Origin of the sequence: Streptomyces sp. MK37H (assembly GCF_018035285.1) — a bacterium.
Taxonomy (GTDB): domain Bacteria; phylum Actinomycetota; class Actinomycetes; order Streptomycetales; family Streptomycetaceae; genus Streptomyces; species Streptomyces endocoffeicus.
The window spans coordinates 1-4,534 of record NZ_JAAAYH010000576.1; the positions used below are offsets into that span (position 1 = coordinate 1).

Below are 4,534 nucleotides of genomic sequence, written 5' to 3' on the forward strand. Positions count from 1 at the left end.
GTCAGACGCCGTAGCGCTCCGCGGCCTCCTTGGGGGCCGTGGCGCGGACCGCGCCCTGGCGGGCGAGGCGGGACAGGGCGGCCACCACGATGGCCGGGGCGTCCACGCCGAAGTGGCGGCGGGCGGCCTCGCGGGTGTCGGAGAGGCCGAACCCGTCCGTGCCCAGCGAGTACCAGTCCTGCTCGACCCACTGGCTGATCTGGTCGGGGACGGCGCGCATCCAGTCGCTGACGGCGAGGACCGGGCCCGGTGCGCCTGCCAGGGCACGGGTGACGTACGGGACCCGGTCTTCGCCCTTGAGCTGCGCCGCGTCACAGGACAGGGCGTCGCGGCGCAGCTCGCTCCAGGAGGTGGCGGACCACACGTCGGCGGCCACGCCCCAGTCGTCGGCGAGGAGTTTCTGGGCCTCCAGCGCCCAGTGGATGGCGGTGCCGGAGGCGAGGAGCTGGATACGGGGGGAGTCCTCGGCCGGGGCCGTGGCCTCCTGATAGCGGTACAGGCCCTTGAGGATGCCCTCCTCGACGCCTTCGCCCTCAGGCATCGCCGGCTGGACCTTGGGCTCGTTGTAGACCGTCAGGTAGTAGAAGACGTCCTCGGCGTCCGGGCCGTACATCCGCCGCAGACCCTCCCGCACGATCGCGCCCACCTCGTAGGCGAACGCCGGGTCGTAGGCGAGCGCCGCCGGGTTGGTGGAGGCGATCAGCGGGGAGTGGCCGTCGGCGTGCTGGAGGCCCTCGCCGGTCATCGTCGTACGGCCCGCCGTGGCGCCGATGAGGAAGCCGCGGCCGAGCTGGTCGGCCAGCGCCCACATCTGGTCGGCGGTGCGCTGCCAGCCGAACATCGAGTAGAAGATGTAGAAGGGGATCATCGGCTCGCCGTGGGTCGCGTACGACGTCGCGGCGGCGGTGAAGTCGGCCATCGAACCGGCCTCGGTGATCCCCTCGTTGAGGATCTGACCGTTCGCGGCCTCCTTGTAGTACAGGAGCTGATCGCGGTCGACCGGGTCATAGGTCTGGCCGAGCGGGGAGTAGATCCCGGCGGTGGGGAAGAGCGACTCCATGCCGAAGGTCCGTGCCTCGTCCGGCACGATCGGCACCCAGCGCTTCCCGGTCTCCTTCTCCCGCATCAGGTCCTTGACCAGCCGGACGAAGGCCATGGTGGTCGCGATCTCCTGGCTGCCGGAGCCCTTGGCGAGCGCCTGGAACGGCTTCGCGGACGGCTCGGGCAGGGCCACCGGGTGCACCCGGCGGGCCGGGGCCGGGCCGCCGAGGGCCGCGCGGCGCTCCTGGAGGTAGCGGACCTCGGGGGAGTCGGGGCCGGGGTGGACGTACGGCACGAGGGCGTCGTCCAGCTTGCTGTCCGGGATGGGGAGTTCGAGGAGGTCCCGCATGGCGCGGAACTCCTTGCCCGTCAGCTTCTTCATCTGGTGGTTGGCGTTGCGCGACTCGAAGCCGGGGCCCAGCGTCCAGCCCTTGACGGTCTGGGCGAGGACGACGGTCGGGGCGCCCTTGTGCTCCACGGCCGCGCGGTATGCCGCGTACACCTTGCGGGGCTCATGGCCCGCGCGCGAGGTGTGGAAGCACTCGGTGAGCTTGGCGTCGGTGAGCCCCTGGGCCAGCCGGGCCAGCTCGGGGTCGGCCCCGAAGAAGTGCTCGCGGATGTAGGCCGCGTCGCGGGTCGCGTACGTCTGGAACTGGCCGTCCGGGACCTCGCGCAGCCGGCGGGCCAGTGCGCCCGAGGTGTCCAGCGCGAACAGCTCGTCCCAGGCGGAGCCCCACAGCGACTTGATCACGTTCCAGCCCGCCGCGCGGAACTGGGCCTCCAGCTCCTGCACGATCTTGAAGTTGGCGCGCACCGGGCCGTCGAGGCGCTGCAGGTTGCAGTTGATGACGAAGGTGAGGTTGTCCAGGCCCTCGCGCCCGGCCAGGGCGAGCGCGGCCGTCGACTCCGGCTCGTCCATCTCGCCGTCGCCGAGGAAGGCCCATACGTGGGAGTTCGCGGTGTCCTTGATGCCGCGCGCCGCCAGATAGCGGTTGAAGCGGGCCTGGTAGATCGCGGAGATCGGGCCGAGCCCCATCGAGACGGTGGGGAACTCCCACAGCCACGGCAGCCGGCGCGGATGCGGATAGGACGGCAGACCGTCGCCGCCCGCCTCGCGGCGGAAGTGGTCCAGGTGGTGCTCGGTCAGCCGCCCGTCGAGGAAGGCGCGGGCGTAGATGCCGGGGGAGGCGTGGCCCTGGATGTAGAGCTGGTCGCCGCTCCCTCCCCCAGTCTTCGACCGGGAGGTGCCCCCTGCCTCCTTGCCCCGGAAGAAGTGCTGGAAGCCCGTCTCGTAGAGCCAGGCGGCGGAGGCGAAGGTGGCGATGTGACCGCCGAGGCCGTCACGGCTGCCGCGGGTGACCATCGCCGCCGCGTTCCACCGGTTCCAGGCGGTGATGCGGCGCTCCATGGCCTCGTCGCCCGGGAACGCGGGCTCGGCGGCGGTCGGAATGGTGTTGAGGTAGTCCGACTCCAGCAGGGGCGGCAGCGCGAGCCCGGCGCTCTCGGCGCGCTCCAGGGTGCGGCGCATGAGGTACGAGGCGCGGTGCGACCCGGCGGCCCGGGTGACAGCGTCCAGGGAGGCGCCCCACTCGGCGGTCTCCTCGGGGTCGCGGTCGGGAAGCTGGTCGAGCGCACTCGGCTGCGTGCGTGCGAGATCGGTCATGAAATAACCGTAGGACTGATCGATGATCGATCAAAGCTCTGCCAAGGAAAAAGTGCTCCGTAAGCCGAAATTGGCATTCCGTGCCGCGAAACTAGGCACGCGGTGCACAGCCGAGGACATGCTCCTTGACCAGTTCGCCGACCCGCGGGTCCCGCCGCTTGAAGGCGTCCACCACCGCTTGGTGCTCCTCGGCGTACGACTGCTGGACGGTGCCCAGCCAGCGGATCGACAGCGTCGTCCAGATCTCGATGCCCAGCGACTCCCAGGTGTGCAGCAGCACGCTGTTGCCCGACGCCCGCACCAGCTCCCGGTGGAACGCCACGGTGTGCCGGACCTGCGCCTCCCCGTCGGCCGCGCGGTCCGCCTCGTACAGTGCCCACACCTCGGGCTCCAGGGCGGAGGTGTCCTCGGCCAGCACCGGCGCGGCCAGCTCCGCCGCCATCTGCTCGAGCCCGGCCCGTACCGGATAGATCTCCTCCAGGTCGGCGGCGGTCAGATTCCGCACCCGGACGCCCTTGTTCGGCGCCGATTCGATCAGCCGCAGCGACTCCAGCTCCCGCAGCGCCTCCCGTACGGGCGTCTGGCTGACCTCCAGCTCGGTGGCGATCCGGCGCTCCACGATCCGCTCGCCCGGCTTCCAGCGGCCGCTGACGATGCCCTCCACGATGTGCTCGCGGATCTGCTCGCGCAGCGAGTGGACGACGGGCGCGGCCATGGGGATCTCCTTAGAACCAGCGGTGAACAGCTGCCATTATCCCGGCACCGCGGTAATGAAAACCGCGCCCCGCACGGGAAGCCCGTGCGGGGCGCGGCAGGGAAACCGAGGTGAGGATCAGAGCCCGAGGTCCACCTCGAACTCGCCGGCCTCCAGGATCTCCTTGACGGCCGTCAGGTAGCGGGCCGCGTCGGCACCGTCCACCAGGCGGTGGTCGTAGGAGAGCGCCACGTACGTCATGTCGCGCACCGCGATGGTCTCGCCCAGCTCCGGGTGGTTGATGACCACCGGGCGCTTGACGGTCGCGCCGATGCCCAGGATGGCGACCTGGTTCGGGGGCACGATGATCGTGTCGAACAGCGCACCGCGCGAGCCGGTGTTGCTGATCGTGAAGGTGGCGCCGGACACCTCGTCCGGGGTGATCTTGTTGGAGCGGACCTTGCCCGCCAGCTCCGCCGTCTTCTTGGACAGACCGGCGATGTTGAGGTCGCCGGCGTTCTTGATGACCGGGGTCATCAGGCCCTTCTCGGCGTCCACCGCGATACCGACGTTCTCCACGTCGAAGTACGTGATGGTGTTGTCGTCCTCGTTGATCCGGGCGTTGATGGCCGGGTGGGCCTTCAGCGCCTGGACGGCGGCCTTCACGAAGAACGGCATCGGCGAGAGCTTGACGCCCTCGCGCTGGGCGAACGCCTCCTTGGCCCGGGCGCGCAGCCGCATGACCTTGGTGACGTCCACCTCGACCACGCTGGTCAGCTGGGCCTGGCTGTGCAGGGCCTTCATCATGTTGTCGCCGATGACCTTGCGCATCCGCGGCATCTTGATGGTCTGGCCGCGCAGCGGGGACACCTCCTGCGGGGCGGCCTTCGGCGCGGCGGCGGCCGGCGCCTGGGCCTGGGCGGCCTGGGCGGCCTTGGCGGCCTCCGCGGCGGCGATGACGTCCTGCTTGCGGATGCGGCCGCCGACGCCGGTGCCCTTGACCGTGGACAGGTCCACGTTGTTCTCGGCGGCGAGCTTGCGCACCAGCGGGGTGACGTAGGCGCCCTCGGCCTCGGGGGCCGCGGGAGCCGGGATGGTGGCGGCCGGAGCCGGGGCGGGCGCCGGAGCGGCCGGGG

Annotated in this window: 3 protein-coding genes; all 3 read right to left on the reverse strand. The window is 71.0% G+C overall.

All coding sequences use genetic code 11. The features are described from left to right. Nucleotide 1 precedes the first annotated feature (1 nt). On the reverse strand, nt 2-2,704 hold the full coding sequence (aceE, locus tag GWI24_RS40840; protein ID WP_210951078.1) for a pyruvate dehydrogenase (acetyl-transferring), homodimeric type: 2,703 nt from the start codon (nt 2,702-2,704) through the stop codon (nt 2-4). Nucleotides 2,705-2,795: 91 nt separating this feature from the next. Further along, a complete protein-coding gene (locus tag GWI24_RS40845) occupies nt 2,796-3,419 on the reverse strand; it encodes a GntR family transcriptional regulator (protein ID WP_210951079.1) in 624 nt (207 codons plus the stop codon). 117 nt (nt 3,420-3,536) lie between these two features. Further along, nucleotides 3,537-4,534: 2-oxoglutarate dehydrogenase, E2 component, dihydrolipoamide succinyltransferase (gene sucB / locus GWI24_RS40850; protein WP_247617581.1), on the reverse strand; the 998-nt coding region annotated here is incomplete at its 5' end.